This window comes from Klebsiella sp. OBRC7 (assembly GCF_000293135.1).
Taxonomy (GTDB): domain Bacteria; phylum Pseudomonadota; class Gammaproteobacteria; order Enterobacterales; family Enterobacteriaceae; genus Klebsiella; species Klebsiella michiganensis.
Map to the genome: position 1 here is coordinate 12,234 of NZ_ALNJ01000041.1, position 20,812 is coordinate 33,045.

Genomic DNA, 20,812 nt, shown 5'->3' on the forward strand with positions numbered 1-20,812 from the left:
GGAGATTTATGAAAAAATATATTTTACTATTGCTGGTTTGTCTCTTTCCAATTTATGGTTGGTCATGTGCCAGCGGCACCAATTATGGTGATGTGTCGATGGCGAATCTTCCGGAACAAATATTGATTAATGCAGGGAGTTACTCGGCTGGGACTGTTCTTTATGACTCTGGCCAAATCACCCGCTCGCAAACCATGGTTACTAACTGCCAGGGTAATATATATGCTCAGTTTGCATGGTCTTCCGGGAATACCATTTCATCTGTTAGCAATGGAATATATACAACTAGCGTGCCAGGTATCGGTCTCAGAGTTAAAGTTTGGCTGAATGTTACCGGGGAATATGATGGTGATACTGATGATTTCAATGCGGATTATAGTCAACATTATATCGGCGATGCGGACTTCTACCTGGGCAAGCCAAACGGATTTCTTGATTACTGGGCAGGCACATATTATACGCCAACATACCAGTTGCAGCTTGTCGCCACTGGCGGCGCGATCGCCAGCAATAGCTCCCTGACGCTGAAGGATCCCGTCTCCTCCGTTTCTATGAAAGATAGTTCTGGAACGATGGTTATTTCCCAACTGCACGTGACCGGAACGACAAAAATCCAGTTGACGCCGATGGGCTGCACGGCGAGTTCGACTGCGCTGAATTTCCCGATGGGCTCAGTTAAAACGAGTGAATTTAATCTCTCCAGAAAAGCGGGCTCCGCCCAGCAAACATTGGCGCTGACCTGTGAGCCAGGGACTCACGTGACAATGCGTATTACGGCGACGGAAGCGGAGGGCGATAATCCGGATCACACGGTGATTGCTCTAACACCTGGCGAAAACGTGGCGACCGGTGTAGGGGTTCAGTTGAATATCAATGGCGCGCCGTTATCTGCGAATACCACCTACAGGGTTTTTGATCCGGTCAACAGAACGACGGTGACAAACTCTGGCGCTGAGGCTAGCTACACTGTGTTTACCGATCCAAATAACCCCGGTGGGGCGTCAGGGACAAACACGCTGTACTTTTCGACCAACTATTACAAAACGGGTTCTGAAGTGACGCCGGGAACCGCCAACGCGAGCGGAACGATTACGTTTACCTACAACTAGCGTATGAAAATTCCCCGGTCAGCCGACCGGGGAGTGAGCCATCGTTAGTGCGCCTGACCCTTCTCAATACCGATACCGGTCTGCGAACGGATAAACTGAGCGCGGAACAGCTCGCGCTCGCGCGCGCCTTCCGCTGAGCTATCGGTGGCGGAGAAGAACCAGATACCGATAAAGGCCACGGCGATAGAGAACAGCGCCGGATATTCATACGGGAATATCGCCTTCTCGTGACCGAGGATCTGTACCCAGATTGTTGGGCCGAGGATCATCAGAATCACCGCGGTCAGCAGACCCAGCCAGCCGCCAATCATCGCCCCGCGGGTGGTCAGTTTCGACCAGTACATCGACAGCAGGATAATCGGGAAGTTACAGCTGGCGGCGATGGAGAACGCGAGGCCGACCATAAAGGCGATGTTCTGATTCTCGAACAGGATGCCCAGCAGAATCGCCACCACGCCGAGGATCAGCACGGTAATCTTCGACACCTTCAGCTCCTGTCGCTCGGTCGCCCCTTTACGGAACACGTTCGCATACAGGTCGTGAGAGACCGCCGACGCGCCCGCCAGCGTCAAACCGGCCACCACCGCCAGAATAGTGGCGAAGGCCACGGCGGAGATAAAGCCGAGGAACAGGTTACCGCCGACCGCGTCCGCCAGATGCACCGCCGCCATATTGTTACCGCCGATAAGCTGCCCGGCCGCATCTTTGAACGCCGGATTCGCCCCCACCAGCATGATGGCGCCGAAGCCGATGATAAAGGTCAGAATATAGAAGTAGCCCATAAAGCCGGTGGCGTAGAACACGCTCTTACGCGCTTCTTTGGCGTCGCTCACGGTGAAGAAACGCATCAAAATATGCGGCAGGCCAGCGGTGCCGAACATCAGACCGAGGCCGAGCGATAGCGCTGATATCGGGTCTTTTACCAGCCCGCCTGGGCTCATAATCGCCGCGCCTTTCGGGTGGACCGCCATCGCTTCGGTGAACAGATTATTGAAGCTGAAGCCGACGTGCTTCATCACCATAAAGGCCATAAAGCTGGCGCCGAACAGCAGCAGGACGGCTTTGATAATCTGCACCCAGGTGGTGGCGAGCATGCCGCCAAAGAGGACGTAAAGCACCATCAGCACGCCGACCAGCACGACCGCAACGTGGTAGTTGAGGCCGAACAGCAGCTGGATAAGCTTACCCGCGCCGACCATTTGGGCGATGAGGTAGAGCGCCACCACCACCAGCGAACCGCAGGCGGAGAGGGTGCGGATCGGCCCCTGCTTAAGACGATAGGACGCTACGTCGGCAAACGTGTAGCGCCCGAGGTTACGCAGGCGTTCGGCGATAAGAAACAGAATAATCGGCCAGCCGACGAGGAAGCCGAGCGAGTAGATCAGCCCATCGTAGCCGGAGGTGTAAACCAGCGCGGAAATGCCGAGGAACGAGGCCGCCGACATAAAGTCGCCGGCAATCGCCAGCCCGTTCTGGAAACCGGTGATATTGCCGCCCGCGGTGTAGTAGTCGCTGCGCGAACGTACGCGTTTTGACGCCCAGTAAGTGATATACAGGGTCAGAGCGACGAAAATCAGGAACATGATAATCGCCTGCCAGTTGGTCGGCTGGCGCTGTACCGCGCCGGTGAGAGCATCCGCGGCATTGGCGGTAAAAGGGAGCGTGGCGGCGAGCGCCGTCAGGACTTTCTTCATGATACTTTAACCTCGCTGAGAATGCTCTTCGTCAGCCGATCAAATTCACCATTTGCCCGCCAGACGTATATTCCGGTTAATACGAAAGAGATGACGATCACGCCGATACCAATCGGAATACCCCGGGTGACGCTGGTTCCCGCATGCAGCGGCGTGCCCAGCCAGCCGGGGGCGAAGGCGATAAGCAGAATAAAGCCCACATAAATCACCAGCATAATCAGTGACAGGATGGCGGCAAACCTTTGCCGGGCTGCAACAAGCTCCTTAAAATGCGCACTATTTTCTATCCGCTGACAAATCTGTTCGTTCATCGTAGCGTCTCCAGAGGTTCCCTTTCGTCATTCACGCGCCGGTCGTCGGCAACACTCATCCGCCCGACAGTTAACTGTCGGGAATCAGCCTGTTTACCGCTTTCCTGCTACCTGAAATCCTTGGGGAGTCGTAATTATATCCTCTCCCCTGGTGGGGAGAGGGGGTAGGGGATCGTTGGTTTACGATGGCATAGCGATGGCCTGCTTCTCTTCGAGCAGTTTTTCCACCACGCCAGGATCGGCAAGCGTTGAGGTATCGCCGAGGTTACTGGTATCGCCCGCAGCAATTTTGCGCAGAATGCGGCGCATGATTTTGCCCGAACGGGTTTTCGGTAACGAATCGGTCCAGTGCAGCACGTCCGGCGTCGCCAGCGGGCCAATCTCTTTACGTACCCAGTTGCGTACTTCGGCGTACAGCTCCGGCGTCGGCTCTTCGCCATGGTTGAGGGTCACGTAGGCGTAGATGGCCTGGCCTTTAATGTTATGCGGAATGCCGACCACCGCGGCTTCGGCGATTTTCGGATGCGACACCAGCGCCGATTCAATTTCGGCGGTACCCAGACGGTGGCCGGAAACGTTCAGCACATCATCGACGCGGCCGGTGATCCAGTAGTAGCCATCTTCGTCACGGCGCGCGCCGTCGCCGCTGAAGTACATATTTTTAAAGGTGGAGAAGTAGGTCTGTTCGAAGCGTTCGTGGTCGCCAAACAGCGTGCGCGCCTGGCCCGGCCAGGAATCGGCAATCGCCAGGTTACCTTCGGTCGCGCCTTCCAGCGGCGTGCCTTCGTTATCCACCAGCACCGGCTGGACGCCGAAGAAGGGACGCGTGGCGGAACCGGCCTTCAGCTCGATGGCGCCGGGCAGCGGGGTGATCATAAAGCCGCCGGTTTCGGTCTGCCACCAGGTGTCCATCACCGGGCACTTCTCGTTGCCGATCTTTTTCCAGTACCACTCCCAGGCTTCCGGGTTAATCGGTTCGCCGACGGAGCCGAGAATACGCAGGGAAGAGCGGTCGGTGCCTTCGATGGCCTTATCGCCCTCCGCCATCAGCGCGCGGATCGCCGTAGGGGCGGTATAAAGAATGTTGACCTGATGCTTATCGACCACCTGGCACATACGCGCCGGGGTTGGCCAGTTCGGTACGCCTTCGAACATCAGCGTCGTCGCGCCGCAGGCCAGCGGGCCGTACAGCAGGTAGCTGTGGCCGGTGACCCAGCCGACGTCGGCGGTACACCAGTAGATGTCGCCCGGATGGTAGTCGAACACGTATTTAAAGGTCGAGGCCGCATAGACCAGGTAGCCGCCGGTGGTGTGCAGCACGCCTTTTGGCTTACCGGTGGAACCGGAGGTATAAAGGATGAACAGCGGATCTTCGGCGTTCATCTCTTCAGGCTGGTGTTCCGCGCTGGCCTTCTCAATCAGATCGCTCCACCACAGGTCGCGCCCCTCCTGCCAGTCGATTTTGCCGCCGGTACGCTTGAGCACCACCACGTTTTCGATACTTTTGACATTCGGATTTCTCAACGCGTCGTCGACGTTCTTCTTCAGCGGGATCGCGCGGCCGGCGCGCAGCCCTTCATCCGAGGTGATCACCAGGCGAGAGTTGGAATCGATGATACGGCCGGCGACCGCCTCCGGCGAGAAGCCGCCGAAAATGACCGAATGGATAGCGCCGATGCGCGCGCAGGCCAGCATGGCCACCGCCGCTTCCGGCACCATCGGCATATAGATAGCCACGACATCGCCCTTTTTAATGCCCAGATCGAGCAGGACGTTGGCAAAGCGGCAGACATCGCGATGTAGCTCGCGATAAGTGATGTTTTTGCTCTGGCTGGCATCATCGCCTTCCCAGATGATGGCCGTCTGGTCGCCGCGCTCCGCCAGATGGCGATCGAGGCAGTTGGCGGCAAGGTTCAGCGTACCGTCTTCATACCACTTAATGGAAATATTGCCCGGCGCGAACGAGGTGTTTTTCACGCGCGTATAGGGTTTTATCCAGTCAAGGATTTTGCCCTGCTCGCCCCAGAAGGCATCAGGATCGGTAACGGACTGCTGATACTGCGCCTGGTACTGTTCCGGGTTAATCAGGCAACGTTCCGCAATATTAGCGGGAATAGAGTGTTTATGTATTTGGCTCATGGCTTTTTTTCTCCTGTAGGTTGTTAAATATATGTCAAATAAACGTTAATAGTAGGGGCTTTGGCGGCTTTGTTTGCTATTTGGGGGGCAGATCACGCAATAATTAAATTGAATGAAAAGCAATCAAATGAAACTTTGATGTGAAATAATTTCTGAAGTGGATTTATAGAAAATGAATATATTAAATATTTTTTATAACAAATACTTATGCAACATAAGGTGCGGATATTAGCGGGTTTATGCATAAAACCAGAGTAAACCGCTGTTCTTAAAGACTTGCGCAGCATGCCGTGCAAATGATACTGATATTGCGCGTTAAATAACCCTATAAAGCAACGCAACACAATTCATACCCCTTTCAGTGGGCGCCATTACCTCCCGGAATGGCGCTTTTCATCGAGGAAGTCTGTAGTGAAGAACAAAACAAAAGTCAGCCTGGCCTGGCAAATTTTGCTGGCTCTGGTGCTGGGCATACTTCTGGGCAGTTACCTGCATTACCATGCCGAAAGTCGTGACTGGCTAATCTCAAACCTGCTGACCCCGGCAGGCGATATCTTTATCCATCTGATTAAAATGATCGTCGTACCGATCGTCATTTCGACCCTGGTGGTCGGTATTGCGGGCGTGGGCGATGCGAAGCAGCTGGGCCGTATCGGCGCGAAGACCATTATCTATTTTGAAGTGATCACCACGGTGGCGATCGTGCTGGGGATTACCCTGGCTAACGTCTTCCAGCCGGGGAGCGGAATCGATATGTCGCAGCTGGCGGCGGTGGACATTTCGAAATATCAAAACACCACGGCGGAAGTGCAGAGCCACGCGCATGGCCTGATGGGCACGATCCTCTCGCTGGTCCCGACCAATATCGTGGCCTCAATGGCGAAAGGCGACATGCTGCCGATTATTTTCTTCTCGGTGCTGTTTGGTCTCGGCCTCTCCTCGCTGCCCGCTACACACCGCGAACCGCTGGTGACGGTATTCCGTTCTATTTCTGAAACCATGTTCAAAGTGACGCACATGGTCATGCGCTATGCGCCGGTGGGCGTGTTCGCGCTGATTTCGGTGACCGTGGCGACCTTCGGCTTCGCCTCGCTGTGGCCGCTGGCTAAGCTGGTGATTCTGGTTTATTTCGCCATTCTGTTCTTTGCGCTGGTGGTATTAGGCATCGTGGCGCGGGTGTGCGGGCTGAGCATCTGGACCCTGATCCGCATTCTGAAGGATGAGCTGATTCTGGCCTACTCTACCGCCAGCTCCGAGAGCGTGCTGCCGCGTATTATTGAGAAGATGGAAGCCTATGGCGCGCCGGCGTCAATCACCAGCTTCGTGGTGCCTACCGGCTACTCGTTTAACCTCGATGGCTCAACGCTGTATCAGAGCATTGCGGCGATCTTTATTGCCCAGTTGTACGGTATCGACCTTTCCATCTGGCAGGAAATTACCCTCGTGCTGACGCTGATGGTGACGTCGAAAGGAATTGCCGGCGTGCCGGGCGTCTCCTTCGTGGTGCTGCTGGCGACGCTGGGCAGCGTGGGCATTCCGCTGGAAGGTCTGGCGTTTATCGCCGGCGTTGACCGTATCCTCGATATGGCGCGTACCGCGCTGAACGTGGTAGGCAACGCGCTGGCGGTGCTGGTTATCGCCAAATGGGAGCACAAATTTGACCGCAAAAAAGCGCTGGCGTACGAGCGTGAAGTGCTGGGAAAATTTGATAAAACGGCGCAATAAAACAGAAAGCCCGGCGACATCGCACCGGGCTTTTTCTTATCTTTTACTGATCCTGTCGAACTCTTCACAGCCGGTATCAAACCCCTCCTGACAGCTGACGTTGAGCCAGTGCAGCGCTTTCTGCTTGTTCGGTTCGATAAAGCCTTTTTCCCCCTGCTGGAAAAGCATCCCGGCCCAGTATTCAGCGTAGCCGGTGCGGGAGAGGGCAGAGCTCTCTTTAAAATACTGCGTCGCCTTTACGTCATCTTCCGGGGGATGAACGCCGCTGGCGTAGATAAGCCCCAGCAGCATCTGGGCGTCGACGGCTGAATCGCTTTCCGGATCCTGGGCGGCATGCTGTAACAGGGAGATGGCGTGCGGATAGTTTGGCGTACCGGCCTGCTGGTTCACCAGCACCCGGGCGAGGACAATTTCTCCCGCCCTGCTGCCGGTTTTCACCGATTTTTCCGCCAGCGCTTTCGCCTGGATATAGTCAGCCTGCTGCGGGTTGCGGATTTTGAGCTGGGCCAGCAGCGCCAGCGCATCGCCGTCGCCCTTGTCTGCCGCTTTCTGCGCCCAGTATTCAGCCTGCGGAAAATCGCCGAAGCTGACGTAAGTGTCGGCCAGGTAATACTGCGCGCGCGGGTCGCCCGCTTCGGCCTGCGCTTTGTACTGGCTGCCGGGTTCCATGGCGCCTGCGGCGACGCTTGCTATCACCAGCAGTAAAGAGAGGTATTTCATTTTTTATTATCGGTAGAGGACATAGCGAGCAGTATAAAGGCAGGTGAAGGAGAAGAAAACGACGGGAACGAGTGGGGGATATGAACGTTTTACTCGAACAATCCGTGCCGTCTGTTTCCCGGGTTGCGGCGTAAACGCCTGACCCGGGCTACCGATTGTGTAGCCCGGACAGGTGCGAAGCACCGCCTCCGGGGAGGCGGCCTGATTAGCCCATCGCGCTTTCGCGCAGGCGGGTTTTCAGCTTATTGTACTCGTCAATCACGTACTGCTCGGCGGCCCGCTGGTCGGCAATCGGCTCAACGTTGACGGCGCAGTACTTGTACTCCGGCGTTTTGGTTATCGGGCTCAGGTTCTCGGAAACCAGCTCGTTACAGGCGCCAATCCACCACTGGTAGGTCATATAGACCGCCCCTTTGTTCGGACGATCGCTGACCTGCGCGCGGGTGATAATACGGCCCTTACGCGAGTTCACCCACACCAGCGCCTCATCCTCAATGCCCAGACGTTCGGCATCGGCGGTATTGATCTGCGCGTAGCCCGGTTCATCCGCCAGCGCGGCCAGCGCCGCACAGTTGCCGGTCATCGAGCGGCACGAGTAGTGGCCGACTTCACGCACCGTCGACAGCACCATTGGATACTCGTCGGTGAGTTTGTCAATTGGCGCGACCCAGTCGCAGGTGAAGAACTGCGCCAGACCGTTCGGGGTATCGAACTTCTCTTTAAACAGATAAGAGGTCCCCTGGTCGGCGTCGGACTCATCGCGGCACGGCCACATGACGTAGCCCAGCTCGCCCATTTTCTCGTAGGTGGCGCCGTAGAAATCCGGGCACAGATGACGCAACTCGTCCCAGATTTCCTGGGTGTTGTTGTAGTGCATCTTGTAACCCATCCGGGTGGCGATTTCGCTGATGATCTGCCAGTCGGTTTTCAGGTCCCACTTCGGCTCTACCGCTTTAAAGAAGCGCTGGAAGCCGCGGTCCGCTGCGGTATAAACGCCTTCGTGCTCGCCCCACGAGGTGGAGGGCAGGATAACGTCGGCCGCTGAGGCGGTTTTGGTCATGAAAATATCCTGGACGATAACCAGTTCCAGATCGTCGAAAGCCTTACGCACGGCGGACAGCTCGGCGTCGGTCTGGAGCGGATCTTCCCCCATGATGTACGCCGCCCGTACTTCGCCATGCGCCGCGCGGTGCGGCAGCTCGCTGATACGGTAGCCGGTGTGCGCCGGCAGGCTGTCGACGCCCCAGGCTTTGGCGAACTTCTCGCGGTTTTCCGGGAACTTAACGTACTGATAGCCCGGATAGGTATCCGGCAGCGCGCCCATGTCGCAGGCGCCCTGAACGTTGTTCTGGCCGCGCACCGGGTTGACGCCGACGCTCGGCTTGCCGAGGTTGCCGGTGAGGATCGCCAGGCTGGTCAGCGAACGTACGGTCTCCACGCCCTGGTAGAACTGGGTGACACCCATGCCCCACAGGATGGCGGCGGATTTCGCGCTGGCGTACATGCGGGCGCAGGCGCGGATCTCCTGGGCGCTGACGCCGGTAATCTCTTCCACCGACTCCGGCGTATAGCCTTCGACGATTTTGCGATACTCTTCGAAGCCTTCGGAACGGCTGGCGACGAAGGATTTATCGTAGAGATCCTCTTCGATGATCACGTGCCCGATAGCGTTGAGCAGCGCGATATTCGAGCCGTTCTTCAGCGCAATGTGCATATCGGCGATGCGCGCGGTTTCGATTTTACGCGGATCGCAGACGATGATTTTCGCCCCATTGCGTTTGGCGTTAATCACGTGATTCGCCACGATTGGGTGTGAATCTGCCGGGTTATACCCGAAGATAAACACCAGATCGGTGTTGTCGATCTCGGTGATGGCATTACTCATAGCGCCGTTACCGACCGATTGGTGCAGACCTGCAACCGATGGGCCGTGTCAGACGCGAGCGCAGCAGTCGACGTTATTGGTACCAATAACGGCGCGCGCGAATTTTTGCATCACATAGTTGGTTTCGTTACCCGTGCCGCGGGACGAACCGGTAGTCTGAATCGCGTCCGGGCCATACTTCTCTTTAATGGCGCTGAGGCGAGTGGCGACGTAATCGAGCGCCTCATCCCAGGAGACGGATTCCAGCTTGCCGCCGCGCTGGCGACGGATCATCGGGGTTTTCAGGCGCGGGGTAAGGATCTGGGTATCGTTAATGAAGTCCCAGCCATAATAGCCTTTCAGACACAGGGTTCCCTGGTTAGTTTTCCCCTGCGCCGCCTCCGCCCGAACGATTTTGCCGTTATCGACCACCAGGTTGATTTTGCAACCTGATGCGCAATACGGGCAAACCGTGACGACTTTTTTCATCGGTCTTGCTCCAGTTAATCAATTGGCGCATACGCGCTATCGCGCCGTCACTATGCATCTTCTATGCCATGTTTTCACTGTGGGTATTGACTGATGATACGTCGTTTTTTTGGGCGAAATGCTGACGAAAAACAGCCTATCGTCAGTTTTGACGTGTCGACGCGAAAGGATGTGACGCGGGTCGGGCAGCCCGGACAGGCGCGCAGCACCGCCCCCGGAGAAGATCGCGGGGCAGCGCGCTTACAGGTATTGCTGGGCTAGTTTAAATACCGGCTTCTCGCCAGCGCCGCCGCGCCCTGAGCGCCGTTAAACGCGGAAGAGGAGGCGGCGATAAAGCGTACGGCCTGATACGGCAGCGGACGGCGGACGTAGGTTTTGACCATCGCGATGACGGCTTCACGCGGGAAGGCGGGCATATCCATCACGCCGCCGCCGAGGATCACCGCATCGGGGTCGAACAGGTTGATGCTGGTGGCGATCGCGCGGGCGGCGTGGTTTAGCAGCTGCTGCACAAACGGCTCCCGCGCGGCGTGAACGAACAGCTCGCCCAGTTCATAGGCGCGCGGCTGCTGTTCATACCAGCGCTTTAGCGCAATCCCGGAGCAGACGGTTTCCAGACAGGCGGGGTTGCCGCAGGCGCAGGTGAGGGCGTCATCGCCCTGCGGAATATGCCCCAGCTCGCCCGCCACGCCGTGGGCGCCGGTCCACGGTCCGCCGTTCAGCCAGACCGCGAAGCCCATACCGGTGCCAAGATAGGCCGCCAGCACCTCCTGCTCCTGCAGGCCGTTCTGCTGCACATCAAAAGAGAGCTGCAGATTCACATCGCGGGAAAACTCCACCGGGCAGCCCAGCGCCGCTTCCAGCCGCTCGGCCAGGTTATACAGGTCGTCGGCGGCCAGCGGCAGATTGGGCGTGGAGATAATCGTCCGCTTGTCTTTTGCCACCAGCGCCGGAAACCCCATCACCAGCCCGCAGCAGTGGGCGTCGTACTGGGTCAGCTGCTGCTGTAGCAGGTTTTTAATACCGTTGACCAGGCCGTCGGCGCTAATTACGTCGGCGGTGCGCCGCTTTTCGCAGTGCAGCGCTTCGCCCTGCGCCGTTTGCAGGCAAAGCCGGATATGGGTCGCACCCATATCTACGCCCGCGACGACGTTACGCTGTTTTTGCATGAGGCAGTACCTCGTGTTTTGCCGTCAGGATCTGCTCTGCCATGATCTGCCACGCGTCTTCTATCTTATCGGCGTGATTGAAGAGGCCTGAGGTACCGACGATAAACACGTCCGCACCCGCCGCCATCAGTTTTTGATAGGTGGCTTTATTGCAGGAGCCGTCGATTTCGATCTCGTAGCTCAGCCCCTCGCGCTCGCGCCAGGCTTTCAGTTCGGCGATTTTTTCCAGCATCTCCGGGATAAACGGCTGCCCGGCGAAGCCCGGATCGACGGTCATCACCGTGATTTTGTCGGCTTTATGAATGTAGTACTTCATCGCCTCCACCGGCGTTTCCGGGTTAAGGATCAGTCCGACCTTCATGCCGTGGCGACGGATCTCTTCGATCAGGCGGAAGGCCTGGCCGTTAATCGTTTCCGGATGCAGGGTGATAAAATCCGCCCCCGCCTGCGCCAGCTGGCTAATGTAGTCCTGCGGGCGGGTGACCATCAGATGGCAGTCCAGCGGTTTGCTGGCCAGCTTTTTGACCTGGCTGACGAAAAACGGCGACAGGGTCAGGTTCGGTACAAAATGACCGTCCATAATGTCGATGTGAAAATAGTCTGCGTGCTGGTCGATAAACTCGATCTGTTCTTTGAATTTCAGCAGATCCATACACATTAAAGAGGGAGCAATTTTCATGATAAATTCCTTACTTACTGATAAGACGGTCGAGGGCGACAGCCGCGATGATTAATCCGCCCATTACCACCAGCTGGTAGTAGGTTTGTACTTGCAGGATGTTCAGTCCGTTGTTGATAGTGCCGATAATCAGGCCGCCGATGACTACCGAGAAGATGCGTCCTTTACCGCCGAAGAAGCTGGTGCCGCCGATGATGGCGCTGGCGATGGCATAGGTTTCAAAGCCCATGCCGGCCAGCGGTTCCGCCGCCCCGAGACGGGCGGTGGAGACCACGCCGGCCAGCCCGGCGCAAATGCCGGAGATAATGAACACCAGCAGCATGTGGAATTTGACGTCGATGCCGGAGTAGAAAGCGGAGTTCTTGTTGCCGCCCAGCGCGTAGATGTTGCGGCCAACGCGCATGCGGGTGGTCAGGAACCACAGGATCACCGCCACAATCAGCGAGAAGATCACCGGAACTGGAATGCCCAGTGGCGTGGCGGCGAAAAAGTTAACGAAATCAAACGAAAACCCGTACACCGAGTTGGCATCAGAGATCACCAGGGTGATACCGCGGAAGATGGCGTTGGTGCCGAGGGTAATAATGAACGGATGCAGGCCGGTCCAGTTGACCAGGCAGCCGTTGATGGCCCCCAGCGCGCCGCCGACCAGCACGCCGCCAATCAGCGCCGCGAGGAACGGGTCGACGCCCGCCAGCATCAGCTTCGCGGTGACCATCCCGGAGAGCGCGAGGATCGCCCCGACTGACAGGTCGATCCCGGCGACGAGGATCGCGAAGAACTCGCCCATGCCGATCAGGACGGTGACCGAGCTCTGGACGAAGATCTGCGTAATATTGTTGGTCGTCAGGAAGTACTCTGACGACAGGGTGCCGAAGATGGCGACGATGATGGCGAGAATAAAAAAGGTGCCGTATTTATCCCAGAACAGCGCGAAGTTAAACGGTTTTTTCTCGCCCATCTCGCCTTTCACTCTTGTGGTAGTGCCCATGCCATAATCTCCTCTTCGCTCATGTCGTCGCGATTGGTCAGGATTTGCGTCAGTCGCCCTTCGCAGAACACGGCAATGCGGTCGCAGACGGCGATAATTTCAGGTAGTTCGGACGACACCATCAGGATGACTTTTCCGTCATCGGCCAGCTGGCGCATCACTTTATAAATTTCGGCTTTTGCGCCCACGTCGATACCGCGCGTCGGCTCGTCAAAAATGATCACTTCGGGGCTGCAGCATAGCCATTTGGAAATCAGTACCTTCTGCTGGTTGCCGCCGGAGAGCTCGGTGATGTTCTGATCGACCGAATGGCACTTCAGCGCCAGCAGCTTGCGCTGCTCCTCCGCCGTTCTGCGTTCGTCGCCTTCGCGGAACAGCCCCATGGCCCCTTTGTAGCCGCCGCGCTTCAGGCTCTGGCTGACCGCCATATTCTGAGCGATGGAAAAATTGGGGAAGAAGCCGTTTTCCCGACGGCTTTCGGTGATGTAGCCCATGCCTTTCTTTAAGGCGTCCAGCGGCGAGCGGGGGGAGATCGCTTTGCCGTTGAGATAAATTTCACCGCCGCTACGCTTATCGACCCCAAACAGGCAGTCCATCAGCTCGGTGCGCCCCGAGCCGACCAGCCCGGCAAAACCGAGAATTTCGCCGCGATTCACGCTAAATGAGATATCGCGTACCTTTTTCTTGTCATGGCTGGTGACGTTTTTCACTTCGAACACCGTCTCGCGGGCGATGTTGCCGGTGCTCTCTTTCATGGCGTTGAAGCGGTTTTGCAGCTCGCGGCCGACCATCAGGCGTACGATGTCGTCGTTATTCACTTCGCTGACCTTCCCGCTGCAGACGCTGCTGCCGTCTTTCATCACCGTGTAGCGGTCGCAGATGCGGCGTATTTCCGCCAGCTTGTGCGAGATATAAACAATGGCGGTGCCCTCTTTACGCAGCTGGTTCATGATCAGGAACAGATAGTCCACCTCTTTATTGGTCAGCGAGGAGGTCGGTTCATCCATGATCAGCACTTTAGCGTCGAGCATCAGCGTCTTGGCAATCTCCAGCATCTGCTTGTGGCTGATGGAGAGATTCGCCACCTTTTCGTCTAAATCGATCTTCAGCCCGACGCGCAGCAGCATCATCGCCGCCCGTACGCGCATTTCCTTCCAGTCGATAACGTTGACGCCGCAGACTTTTTTCGTCAGATGGCGGCCAATATATAAATTCTCCAGCACCGTTAATTCATCAATGACGCTGAGCTCCTGGTAAATAATACCAATGCCGAGCTGGGCCGCTAATTTATGGTCAAGCTTGTCATAGTTAACGTTATTAATCGTAATGGTGCCTTTGGTCGGTTCATGTATTCCCGACAATACTTTCATCAGCGTTGATTTACCGGCACCGTTTTCCCCTAGTAACGCATGTATTTCATGGGGGTAAATAGTTAAATCAACCGATTTTAATGCGTGAACCGGGCCAAAGGATTTGCCGATCCCCGCCATTGAAATATATGGCGTGAGCATAGAAAATTTCCTTTATTACCGCTGCGTGATTTCCCCTCTCCCAAAGAAAGAGGGGATGCACAGACCTATTTCGTCACCAGAATGGAATCCACCAGCGTAAACTGCGGGGCTTTATCCAGCGGGATGACTTTGCCGCTCTTCTCGGCGTCGACCATCAGCTTAAGACCCGTAGCGCCAATATCCGCCGGGTTCTGCGCGATAGTGGCGGTCATTTGCCCGGCTTCGACCATTTTGCGCGCTTCCGGAATACCGTCGGTACCCACCACCAGCACCTTGCCGGTTTTGCCGGCGTTCGCGACGGCCTGGGCGACGCCCATTGCCATGGTGTCGTTGGCGCAGTAAATCGCTTTAACGTTCGGGTTACGCTGCAGCACGTTGGTGGCGACGTCCAGCGCTTTGATGCGGTCCCAGTCGGCAGGCTGGCTGGCTACCAGTTTGATCTGGCTCGCTTTTTTGAAGGCGTCGGTGGCGCCGCTGCGGCGAGCTTCGCCGGAGGCGTTACCGGCTTTGCCTTCGATAATGGCGACTTCACCGCCTTCCGCGCCGAGCTTGTCGATGATAAATTCCGCGCCTTTTGCCCCCACCGCCACGTTATCGGTGGTGACGAAACCTTCGACGTTGCCGCCGGCTTTCTTCAGGTTATCCATATCGATTTTTTCATCGAGGTTGACCAGAAAGATGCCCTTTTTCCACGCTTTGGCCACTGGCATGACCAGGTTTACCGAGGAGAGCGGCGCAAAGGCGATACCTTTGTAGTTTTTGTTGCTCAGGTCTTCAAACAGCTGCAGCTGCGACTGAAAATCCCCTTCGGAAGGAGAGGCAAAAATATCGACGCTTACGCCCAGCGTTTTGGCTTCGTCCTCAATACCCTTTTTCATATCCACCCAAAATGGATTGGATAAGGTTTTTAATACCACAGCATAATCGGCGGCGGCAAAGGCGCTGGTGGATAACATTACGCCCATGAGCGTGCCGCTGAAAAGTTTCAGATATTTATTCATGGCAGTATTCTCAGTTTAGGATACAGTAATATTGATCCCACCAGTGTGGGATCGGTTTTTTTATTTAAGCGCGCCGGGTGAAAAGAAATTAACAATCGCGCCAGTTTTTTGCATATTTAAATTCGCTTGCTCAATGTTGAGCTGTGCAACGGAAACAAAAAACGCATCTAATAATGTGAGTTGTAATATACGCGCTGAGGCGTTACGCCCTAATAAAGGCGTCTCTGGTGCTGGCGAACAAATAATAAAATCAGCTAACTTGGCAATCGGCGAATGATAGCTATGGGTGATACAGATAATTTTCGCCCCGTTCTTTTTCGCCAGCTCAACCGCTGATTTGATATCGCTGGTGCGCCCGGAGTGCGAGACTACCAGCACGACATCGCCTTCCTTCAGCAGCGAGGCGGACATCATCATGATATGCGCGTCCGGGTAGGCCTGGCAACGCACGCCGATGCGTAAAAACTTATGCTGCACGTCGGCGCAGATGGCGTTGGAGCCGCCCGCGCCGTACAGGTCGCGCTGGTTGGCCTGGGCAAAAAAGCGCGCCGCGCGGTGAATTTCGTCAACGTTCACGATCGACTGGCCTTCCATAATGGTGCGCAGAGTGATGTTGAACACCTTATTCACCACATCCTGCGGCGCATCATCAAAGGAGAGTTCGGTTGGTAACACCTGTTCAGACTGCGAAAAGTAGGCCTCCAGCGCGCTGCGCAGGTTACGAAAACCGCTAAACCCCAGCAGCTTAGAAACCTTAACGATCATGGCTTCTGAAACCGACAGCGCTTCCGCGACGTCCTTGATTGCCGGCGCATCGCTGAGATTGCCGGGGGTAAGCAACCATTCGACGATACGGCTCTCGTTTTCGGTCATCCCTTCCTGCTTCATGCGAAGCCAGGGGGCAAGGCCGATGCCGTTAGGGAGCGAACTGGATTCTGTCTGACTCATCGCTTTCTCATTGTCCATAAAATGAAGACGACACTATATCACCACAGGCGAAACAAAAAAGATACTACCAACTTCACAAAATTATATTTTTTATAAAGTTATGTTTATCGTGAAGTTTTGTTAATGTTGATTTCATCTTGATTTCTTATAAATTCATTATAAATCAGCGCTTTATTGTTTTATTTCGATTCTTTTTCTGCAAGGTGAAAATCAGGTTAAATAACGATTTCGTCTTGATTTGTAAAATTTGCCCGTGTAGAAAGGAGCCTGACGATGCTGTTTTCAGCGTTTCCTGGGGCATTTTTAGGCGTTTAAATCACAACGCCAGTCATCCTTGTAAAGTTAACAACAGGTGAGGCTAAGTATGAAAAGGATTGCATTTGGCTGCGATCACGTCGGTATTATCCTGAAAGACGATATTCTTGCGCATCTGCGCCAGCGCGGCATTGACGTCGTAGATAAAGGCGCATGGTCCACGGAACGTACCGACTATCCGCGCTATGCCAGCGCCGTCGCTCAGGCCGTTGCCGCCGGCGAGGTCGACGGCGGGATCCTGATCTGCGGCACCGGCGTCGGCATCTCTATCGCCGCCAATAAGCACCCGGGTATTCGTGCGGTGGTGTGCAGCGAGCCCTACTCGGCGCAGCTTTCACGACAGCATAACGACACCAATATTCTGGCCTTTGGCGCGCGGGTGATCGGCCTTGAACTGGCGAAAATGATCGTCGATGCCTGGCTGGCTGCTGAATTTGAAGGCGGGCGACATCAGGGGCGAGTGGACGCCATCGGCGCGATTGAACAGCAGCGGATTTGAGATTCCTCCGCTACTCCCGGCGATAGCCCTTGATTAACGTAGAGCCAGCCCCCCGATGAGACTGGCTTTATGAAACGTTACTCTACTGCTTTGCTTTTCTGCGTTCTTTCCCTCGCCAGCCAGCTGGCGCACGCCGATATGATTGACGACGCGATCGGCAATATTCAGCAGGCCATTAATGATGCTTACCATCCGGGCGATAGCCGGTCTGACGATGATGACTATGATGATGGGCGCTATCAGGGTAGCCGCCAGCAGAGCGCCGATCGCCAGCGGCAGTATGACGACCGGCGGCGACAGCTTGAGGATCGCCGACGCGAACTTGACGAACGCCAGCGCCAGCTTGATCGGGACCGCCGTCAGCTGGAAAGTGACCAGCGCAGGCTGGATGATGATTATTGATGCGGCACGACCCGCGGCTTTCGCCGCGCCCGCTTAATCCAGCGCTATCTCCATGCCGTCAAATCCCGCTTCAAATCCCGCCGGTAGAGCATTCTCCATCATCCACGCATCGAAGCGGTGGCTGATGTGGGTGAGGATCACCCGCGGGCAGCCGATGATCTGGTTAATGGCCCGCACGGTGTTCAGGTCGCAGTGGTTGCGCGGCGGCTGCGGGCGCGGCTCGTGGCTACAGTCGATAATGATAAGCTGCGGCTGGTTATTCAGCAGGAACTTCAGCGTTTTCTCCGGCAGCGCGGCGGTATCGGATAGCCAGGCGACCCGGCTGTGGGCCGACTCCAGCAGATAGCCAAACGTGAGCCTTGAGTGGTTCAGCGGCAGCGGCGTAACGCGCAATCCCTGAAGTTCAAATCTTACAAAGGGTTCGACGGTATGGCTGAAATCCAGCAGGCCAGGATGCTTAAACAGATCATCGCAGCCCTGTTCATCCGGGGGGCCGTATACCGCGATAGGTTCGCCCACGCCCCAGCGCAGCGGGAACAGGCCCTGCACGTGATCCATATGATAATGGGTGAGCAGAAACTGCTGAAAGCTGCCGGCGGGCCACTGGGTCATCAGCTCCGGTAGCCCGGCATCGAGCAGGGTCACCGCGTTGTTGAATTTGACGACCGCGCTACAGGGACGGCGACGATGCGCTTCGTCGACGCGGGCGCGGCGGCAGGCGGGGCAGTTGCAGCCGAAAACCGGTACCAGCTGCGCGCTGCCGGTGCCGGTTAAGCGGATAGTCAGGCTCATCTCTTCCCCTCGCGTTCAGGCAGTCTGCTGTTCGCGCCGGTTGCCGTGAATACGAATCAGCGAAACCAGGGCATCCACCGACTGGCTAAGCCGGCCATCGTTATTCAGCATCAGACACTCGTTCGGCGTATAGCGCGCCGCGCGCGCCAGGCGCTGGGCGATTTCCGTCTCGTTCTCCCGTCCGCGCTGCTCCAGGCGCTGCCGCAGCACAGCCGGAGAAACCTGCAGACAGATGGGCAGCAGCGCGTCGGCATAGCGCGCCTGCGCCTGCGGCAGATGGGCGCGTGAACCGTTAGCGACCACGTCGAATCCGGCGTGCAGCCACAGGTCAATCTCGATGCCAATGCCATAGTAATTGTTGTTAGCATGCCAGCTAAGAGCAAACAAATGCTGTTCGGCACGGGTAAAAAACTCATGCTCGCTGAGGGCGATATGGTTTTCACAGCCCGCGTTGTGCGGACGGGTAATGTAGCGGTGCGCTACCAGCAGCTGCGGATGCTCCCGCTGGCGCAGCGCCGCCAGCAGGCTGTCTTTGCCGGAGCCGGAGGGGCCGACCAGCCAAATCAGTTTCCCTGTCATCAGAAGACCCTCTTGCCTTGCCGCCAGACGTGATCAATATGGATATGCTCGCCGTGACGGCGCGCCAGCACCAGGTCCGCCCGCTTACCTTCGGCAATCGTCCCGCGGTCGTGCAGTCCCAGCGCCTGGGACGGGTTTTTGCTCACCAGACGAATGGCCTGCGCGAGGGTAAAGGCGTTGCCCTCGTCGTCGGCGATGCGAAAAGCGGCATCCAGCAGGCTGGCGGGATAATAGTCGGAGGAGAGAATGTCCAGCAGGCCGCTGGCCGCCAGATGGTGGGCGGCGACGTTCCCCGAGTGCGAGCCGCCGCGTACGATATTCGGCGCGCCCATCAGAACGTTCATCCCGTGCTGGCGCGACGCCTGCGCTGCGGCGATGGTGGTGGGAAATTCGGCGATGACGCTGCCAAGCTGGCGCGATTCGAGCACATGTTCGCAGGTGGCGTCATCGTGGCTGGCCAGCGCGATATTCCGTTCGCGACAGATGGCGGCGATGCGCTGCCGGTTAGGCTGAGACCAGGCCGCCGCCAGCGCCATCTGCTCCTCTTCGAATTTGTCCATCTCTTCGTTGGTCAGGTGATATTTGCCCTGATAGTAGTCGCGGTATTTGCTGCGGTCGGCATACTGGCGCTGGCCAGGGGAGTGATCCATCAGGGAGACCATGCTCACCGGCTCGCGGCCAACCAGCTTCTCAAACAGCGGCAGGGTGGTGTGATGCGGCAGTTCGCAGCGCAGATGCAGCCGATGTTCAGCGCGGTTGAGGCCGCGCTTCTGCGTCTCTTCCACGGCGTTGATCATTTTTTCGAGATTTTCCAGGCGATCGCCGCCGTCGCGCACATCGCCAATAGCCACGGCATCCAGCACGGTGGTGATGCCGCTGGCGACCATCAGCGCGTCGTGGCTGCTCATCGCCGAGTGGGCGGGCCAGTCCACTTTCGGTCGCGGGGTGAAAAACTTGTCCAGGTTGTCGGTATGCAGCTCGATAAGCCCCGGCAGCAGCCAGCCGCCCTCTCCATCTATGGCCTCCGCCAGTCGGCTCTGGCTTTCGGCAAAGGCCGAAATTCTGCCGTCCTGGACTTCCAGCGAGCCGTTAATCACCTCGTCTTCGAGGACCAGCTTTACATTATTGATAATCATGCTGAAATCCCCATCGGGTGCAGACGGTCGGCGACCTGGTTGCGCGTGGCCTCGTCGTGAAAAATACCGACGATCGCCGCGCCGCGGGCTTTGGCTTCATGGATCAGTTCCACCACCGCGGCGCTATTTTTGCCATCCAGCGAGGCGGTGGGTTCGTCGAGAAGCAAAATCGGGTAGTCAACCGCGAAGCCGCGGGCGATGTTAACCCGCTGCTGTTCGCCGCCGGAAAAGGTCGAGGGGGCGAGGTGCCACAGGCGTTCGGGTACGTTCAGCCGCGTTAGCAGGCGGGCGGCTTTCGCGGCGCTCTCTTCGCGCGGGATGCCCAGTTCGAGCAGCGGCTGCATCACCACGTCGAGGGCGGAAATGCGCGGGATCACCCGCAGAAACTGGCTGACCCAGCCAATGGTGGTTTTGCGCACTTCCAGCACTTTACGCGGCGTGGCGGTGACCAGGTCCACCCATTCATCGCCGTGGCGAATATGAATGTGGCCGCTATCGGGGAGATAGTTGGCGTACAGCGAACGCAGCAGGGTCGATTTTCCGCTGCCGGAATGGCCGTGCAGCACCACGCATTCACCGGCATTCACGGTCAGCGAGGCGTCGGCGAGTACCGGCAGACGGACGCCGTGCTGCTGGTGCAGAACAAAGGTTTTATGGATGTTTTCAACGCGGATAGCGTTCATTTTTAGCCTCATCGTGCCTGAATTTCCCCGGATCGCGGCGTGAACGCCTTATCCGG

General features: G+C 56.9%; 20 protein-coding genes. 5 read left to right on the plus strand and 15 right to left on the minus strand.

Features of this window, described 5'->3' with window-relative positions:
• Positions 1 to 8: 8 nt before the first annotated feature.
• Complete coding sequence (locus tag HMPREF1144_RS10260; protein WP_009652720.1) at positions 9 to 1,109, plus strand: type 1 fimbrial protein; 1,101 nt, start codon at positions 9 to 11, stop codon at positions 1,107 to 1,109.
• A 44-nt stretch (positions 1,110 to 1,153) separates the two neighbouring features.
• Here HMPREF1144_RS10260 and actP read toward each other — a convergent pair whose 3' ends face one another.
• From actP to acs, 3 genes are all read right to left on the minus strand, one after another.
• Entirely contained in the window at positions 1,154 to 2,803 is a 1,650-nt protein-coding gene (gene actP, locus HMPREF1144_RS10265) for a cation/acetate symporter ActP (RefSeq protein ID WP_004097832.1), read from the minus strand.
• Complete coding sequence (locus HMPREF1144_RS10270; protein WP_004097833.1) at positions 2,800 to 3,114, minus strand: DUF485 domain-containing protein; 315 nt, start codon at positions 3,112 to 3,114, stop codon at positions 2,800 to 2,802. The genes actP and HMPREF1144_RS10270 overlap by 4 nt, the downstream gene beginning before the upstream one ends.
• Before the next feature lie 180 nt (positions 3,115 to 3,294).
• Positions 3,295 to 5,253 (minus strand): acetate--CoA ligase, encoded by a 1,959-nt coding sequence (acs, locus tag HMPREF1144_RS10275; protein ID WP_004097835.1) that lies wholly within the window; start codon positions 5,251 to 5,253, stop codon positions 3,295 to 3,297.
• Between the two features lie 411 nt (positions 5,254 to 5,664).
• Between acs and gltP the strand changes: the two genes are divergently transcribed.
• Positions 5,665 to 6,978, plus strand: a complete 1,314-nt coding sequence (gene gltP / locus HMPREF1144_RS10280) for a glutamate/aspartate:proton symporter GltP (protein WP_009652722.1) — start codon at positions 5,665 to 5,667, stop codon at positions 6,976 to 6,978.
• A gap of 36 nt (positions 6,979 to 7,014) precedes the next feature.
• Here gltP and HMPREF1144_RS10285 read toward each other — a convergent pair whose 3' ends face one another.
• Together HMPREF1144_RS10285 and fdhF are read right to left on the minus strand one after the other, a co-directional pair.
• Positions 7,015 to 7,698: a tetratricopeptide repeat protein gene (locus HMPREF1144_RS10285; RefSeq protein WP_004097841.1), complete on the minus strand. Its 684-nt coding sequence runs from the start codon at positions 7,696 to 7,698 to the stop codon at positions 7,015 to 7,017.
• Between the two features lie 205 nt (positions 7,699 to 7,903).
• Positions 7,904 to 10,051 (minus strand): formate dehydrogenase subunit alpha, encoded by a 2,148-nt coding sequence (gene fdhF / locus HMPREF1144_RS10290; RefSeq protein WP_077598876.1) that lies wholly within the window; start codon positions 10,049 to 10,051, stop codon positions 7,904 to 7,906.
• 93 nt (positions 10,052 to 10,144) lie between these two features.
• Here fdhF and HMPREF1144_RS32935 point away from each other — a divergent pair, with 93 nt between their 5' ends.
• Positions 10,145 to 10,312, plus strand: coding sequence for a hypothetical protein (locus HMPREF1144_RS32935; protein ID WP_157214909.1), 168 nt, complete (start codon positions 10,145 to 10,147; stop codon positions 10,310 to 10,312).
• Here the strand turns inward: HMPREF1144_RS32935 and alsK are convergent.
• The 6 genes from alsK to HMPREF1144_RS10325 all read right to left on the minus strand — a co-directional run bounded on the left by alsK (position 10,309) and on the right by HMPREF1144_RS10325 (position 16,350).
• Entirely contained in the window at positions 10,309 to 11,220 is a 912-nt protein-coding gene (alsK, locus tag HMPREF1144_RS10300; protein WP_009652706.1) for an allose kinase, read from the minus strand. The genes HMPREF1144_RS32935 and alsK overlap by 4 nt on opposite strands.
• Positions 11,204 to 11,899, minus strand: coding sequence for a D-allulose 6-phosphate 3-epimerase (gene alsE / locus HMPREF1144_RS10305; protein WP_009652717.1), 696 nt, complete (start codon positions 11,897 to 11,899; stop codon positions 11,204 to 11,206). Before alsE ends, alsK begins: the two co-directional genes overlap by 17 nt.
• Before the next feature lie 10 nt (positions 11,900 to 11,909).
• Positions 11,910 to 12,890: a D-allose ABC transporter permease gene (alsC, locus tag HMPREF1144_RS10310; RefSeq protein ID WP_004097849.1), complete on the minus strand. Its 981-nt coding sequence runs from the start codon at positions 12,888 to 12,890 to the stop codon at positions 11,910 to 11,912.
• Positions 12,869 to 14,401, minus strand: coding sequence for a D-allose ABC transporter ATP-binding protein AlsA (gene alsA / locus HMPREF1144_RS10315; RefSeq protein WP_004097850.1), 1,533 nt, complete (start codon positions 14,399 to 14,401; stop codon positions 12,869 to 12,871). Before alsA ends, alsC begins: the two co-directional genes overlap by 22 nt.
• A 65-nt stretch (positions 14,402 to 14,466) precedes the next feature.
• A complete protein-coding gene (gene alsB, locus HMPREF1144_RS10320; RefSeq protein WP_009652711.1) occupies positions 14,467 to 15,402 on the minus strand; it encodes a D-allose transporter substrate-binding protein in 936 nt (311 codons plus the stop codon).
• Between the two features lie 60 nt (positions 15,403 to 15,462).
• On the minus strand, positions 15,463 to 16,350 hold the full coding sequence (locus HMPREF1144_RS10325; RefSeq protein WP_004097852.1) for a MurR/RpiR family transcriptional regulator: 888 nt from the start codon (positions 16,348 to 16,350) through the stop codon (positions 15,463 to 15,465).
• Between the two features lie 364 nt (positions 16,351 to 16,714).
• On the opposite strand from HMPREF1144_RS10325, the gene rpiB reads away from it, so the two are divergent.
• Together rpiB and yjdP are read left to right on the plus strand one after the other, a co-directional pair.
• A complete protein-coding gene (rpiB, locus tag HMPREF1144_RS10330) occupies positions 16,715 to 17,164 on the plus strand; it encodes a bifunctional allose-6-phosphate isomerase/ribose-5-phosphate isomerase RpiB (RefSeq protein ID WP_004097854.1) in 450 nt (149 codons plus the stop codon).
• A gap of 69 nt (positions 17,165 to 17,233) precedes the next feature.
• Positions 17,234 to 17,566 (plus strand): DDRRRQL repeat protein YjdP, encoded by a 333-nt coding sequence (gene yjdP / locus HMPREF1144_RS10335; protein ID WP_042927480.1) that lies wholly within the window; start codon positions 17,234 to 17,236, stop codon positions 17,564 to 17,566.
• A gap of 33 nt (positions 17,567 to 17,599) precedes the next feature.
• On the opposite strand, the gene phnP is transcribed toward yjdP, so the two are convergent.
• Genes phnP through phnL form a run of 4 tightly spaced genes read right to left on the minus strand, consistent with a single transcriptional unit; the run spans position 17,600 to position 20,756 of the window.
• Positions 17,600 to 18,358: a phosphonate metabolism protein PhnP gene (gene phnP, locus HMPREF1144_RS10340; RefSeq protein WP_009652707.1), complete on the minus strand. Its 759-nt coding sequence runs from the start codon at positions 18,356 to 18,358 to the stop codon at positions 17,600 to 17,602.
• 15 nt (positions 18,359 to 18,373) lie between these two features.
• Positions 18,374 to 18,937, minus strand: a complete 564-nt coding sequence (gene phnN / locus HMPREF1144_RS10345; protein ID WP_004097857.1) for a ribose 1,5-bisphosphokinase — start codon at positions 18,935 to 18,937, stop codon at positions 18,374 to 18,376.
• Complete coding sequence (gene phnM / locus HMPREF1144_RS10350; RefSeq protein WP_009652728.1) at positions 18,937 to 20,073, minus strand: alpha-D-ribose 1-methylphosphonate 5-triphosphate diphosphatase; 1,137 nt, start codon at positions 20,071 to 20,073, stop codon at positions 18,937 to 18,939. Before phnM ends, phnN begins: the two co-directional genes overlap by 1 nt.
• Entirely contained in the window at positions 20,070 to 20,756 is a 687-nt protein-coding gene (gene phnL, locus HMPREF1144_RS10355; protein WP_004097859.1) for a phosphonate C-P lyase system protein PhnL, read from the minus strand. Before phnL ends, phnM begins: the two co-directional genes overlap by 4 nt.
• Between the last annotated feature and the right edge of the window lie 56 nt (positions 20,757 to 20,812).

Bases quoted from the DNA above. Each gene is read 5' to 3' on its own strand.
- HMPREF1144_RS10260 (WP_009652720.1), top strand. From the start codon at position 9: ATGAAAAAATATATTTTACTATTGCTGGTTTGTCTCTTTCCAATTTAT.
- actP (WP_004097832.1), bottom strand. From the start codon at position 2,803: ATGAAGAAAGTCCTGACGGCGCTCGCCGCCACGCTCCCTTTTACCGCC.
- HMPREF1144_RS10270 (WP_004097833.1), bottom strand. From the start codon at position 3,114: ATGAACGAACAGATTTGTCAGCGGATAGAAAATAGTGCGCATTTTAAG.
- acs (WP_004097835.1), bottom strand. From the start codon at position 5,253: ATGAGCCAAATACATAAACACTCTATTCCCGCTAATATTGCGGAACGT.
- HMPREF1144_RS10285 (WP_004097841.1), bottom strand. From the start codon at position 7,698: ATGAAATACCTCTCTTTACTGCTGGTGATAGCAAGCGTCGCCGCAGGC.
- HMPREF1144_RS32935 (WP_157214909.1), top strand. From the start codon at position 10,145: ATGATACGTCGTTTTTTTGGGCGAAATGCTGACGAAAAACAGCCTATC.
- alsK (WP_009652706.1), bottom strand. From the start codon at position 11,220: ATGCAAAAACAGCGTAACGTCGTCGCGGGCGTAGATATGGGTGCGACC.
- alsE (WP_009652717.1), bottom strand. From the start codon at position 11,899: ATGAAAATTGCTCCCTCTTTAATGTGTATGGATCTGCTGAAATTCAAA.
- alsC (WP_004097849.1), bottom strand. From the start codon at position 12,890: ATGGGCACTACCACAAGAGTGAAAGGCGAGATGGGCGAGAAAAAACCG.
- alsA (WP_004097850.1), bottom strand. From the start codon at position 14,401: ATGCTCACGCCATATATTTCAATGGCGGGGATCGGCAAATCCTTTGGC.
- alsB (WP_009652711.1), bottom strand. From the start codon at position 15,402: ATGAATAAATATCTGAAACTTTTCAGCGGCACGCTCATGGGCGTAATG.
- HMPREF1144_RS10325 (WP_004097852.1), bottom strand. From the start codon at position 16,350: ATGAGTCAGACAGAATCCAGTTCGCTCCCTAACGGCATCGGCCTTGCC.
- rpiB (WP_004097854.1), top strand. From the start codon at position 16,715: ATGAAAAGGATTGCATTTGGCTGCGATCACGTCGGTATTATCCTGAAA.
- yjdP (WP_042927480.1), top strand. From the start codon at position 17,234: ATGAAACGTTACTCTACTGCTTTGCTTTTCTGCGTTCTTTCCCTCGCC.
- phnP (WP_009652707.1), bottom strand. From the start codon at position 18,358: ATGAGCCTGACTATCCGCTTAACCGGCACCGGCAGCGCGCAGCTGGTA.
- phnN (WP_004097857.1), bottom strand. From the start codon at position 18,937: ATGACAGGGAAACTGATTTGGCTGGTCGGCCCCTCCGGCTCCGGCAAA.
- phnM (WP_009652728.1), bottom strand. From the start codon at position 20,073: ATGATTATCAATAATGTAAAGCTGGTCCTCGAAGACGAGGTGATTAAC.
- phnL (WP_004097859.1), bottom strand. From the start codon at position 20,756: ATGAACGCTATCCGCGTTGAAAACATCCATAAAACCTTTGTTCTGCAC.